This is a genomic window from Nostoc sp. 2RC, assembly GCF_014222165.1.
Classification (GTDB): Bacteria; Cyanobacteriota; Cyanobacteriia; order Cyanobacteriales; family Nostocaceae; genus Nostoc; species Nostoc linckia.
This window is the reverse complement of the sequence record NZ_JACKZU010000710.1, coordinates 1-1,306: the sequence shown is the minus strand read 5'-3', so window position 1 is coordinate 1,306 and position 1,306 is coordinate 1. Positions and strand designations below refer to the sequence as shown.

2 protein-coding genes are annotated in these 1,306 nt (G+C 36.4%); one reads left to right on the top strand and one right to left on the bottom strand.

Annotated features, from left to right (window positions below; all coding sequences use genetic code 11):
- The first annotated feature begins 151 nt into the window (after nt 1-151).
- On the top strand, nt 152-724 hold the full coding sequence (locus GNE10_RS34575; protein WP_099069661.1) for a DUF2854 domain-containing protein: 573 nt from the start codon (nt 152-154) through the stop codon (nt 722-724).
- Nucleotides 725-911: 187 nt separating this feature from the next.
- On the opposite strand, the gene GNE10_RS34570 is transcribed toward GNE10_RS34575, so the two are convergent.
- Entirely contained in the window at nt 912-1,172 is a 261-nt protein-coding gene (locus GNE10_RS34570) for a chlororespiratory reduction protein 7 (RefSeq protein ID WP_185570513.1), read from the bottom strand.
- Nucleotides 1,173-1,306 lie beyond the last annotated feature (134 nt).

Genomic DNA, 1,306 nt, shown 5'->3' with positions numbered 1-1,306 from the left:
GGGTTGGGGGTGGGGTAAAATGATTGTGGGGCAAGAGTTTGAGCTTAAGTTGACACCTATGCACAACTTGAAACCCCTACAGGCTATTGATTTTTTGCCAAGATTTTTAGAAATGGTATGAGATATTAGCAATTTATACTCATCTAAGCTCATGCTAGGCCAAATCTCTCTGGGAACACTCGGTTTAACTATCGGTAGCATATTAACCATTATTGGCTTCGTGGCTTATGCTGCTGATAATGCGACACTCAATCTTGTGGGATTTTTTTACGGGATTCCTCTATTGTTAGGGGGATTGGCACTGAAAGCTAATGAACTCAAGCCAATACCCTTTAGCCAAACGACGCCACCATCAATATTAAAATTGCGTCAGGAACAGGCAACTGTAACTCAAAATAAAATTCGCAAAGACATCACTAGATATTGCTATGGTCAAGATGCTCATTTTGATACAACACTTGATTTTTTGGGTTTGAGTCCCAGCGATGAAGAACGGCCGATAATTACAGGGTTGCGAGAAACAGAAGTCAATGAAAGTTACACCCTAATTTTAGAATTTGATTCACCGCTAGTACCAATTGACTTATGGCAAAAAAAACAAGAAAAAATGACCAATTATTTCGGCCCTGGAGTGGAAATTCAAATAACCCAGCCATCTGAAAACAAAATTGAAGTAGCATTAATCAAAAATGCTGAAAAAGAGTCAGTAGTCAGTAGTCAATAATGTTGGGGATTGGGAGTGTTGACTGTTGACTGATGACTGTTGAGATGGGGAGATGGGGTGAGAATTTCATTCAGCCGATTATCCTAATACCCCATCTCGCGAAAGTTTAGAATTCCGTTGGAGAACTCAGATTAATATCAGACATACAAGGTTATTTTCAATTGAAAATCTAAAACTCAAAACAATATTACTTTTCTAGACGAACTGCATACCATTCCAAGTATTGTCCAGGGCCAAGATCTAATTCACAAGTAGTGTCGAGTAAATGTTGTGCTTGGCCTTCCACAGTATTAATTTTTTGCAAGTCAGGCGGCAAATCTTGAATTTTTAGTTGCTGGAGAGTTGTTTTGAGTTTCTCTAATAACTCTGATAATGTCATAAATTGTTCTGGTTGATTTGTTTCCAGAACCACAAAATTATCCTGCTGATACATTAATGGGTTTGGCATTTTTTAGATTTAGTCAATGTAGGTGGTTTTTGAGTTTTTTAGAAAATATAAGAATTTTTACTGATGTTTTTCAGGATGATTAATCAAATAATCAACTTTTCAAAAATAAAAATATCAAATTTATGTAATTATAC

Excerpts from the sequence above, each read along its gene's own strand:
- GNE10_RS34575 (WP_099069661.1), top strand. The coding sequence starts at position 152 with ATGCTAGGCCAAATCTCTCTGGGAACACTCGGTTTAACTATCGGTAGC.
- GNE10_RS34570 (WP_185570513.1), bottom strand. The coding sequence starts at position 1,172 with ATGCCAAACCCATTAATGTATCAGCAGGATAATTTTGTGGTTCTGGAA.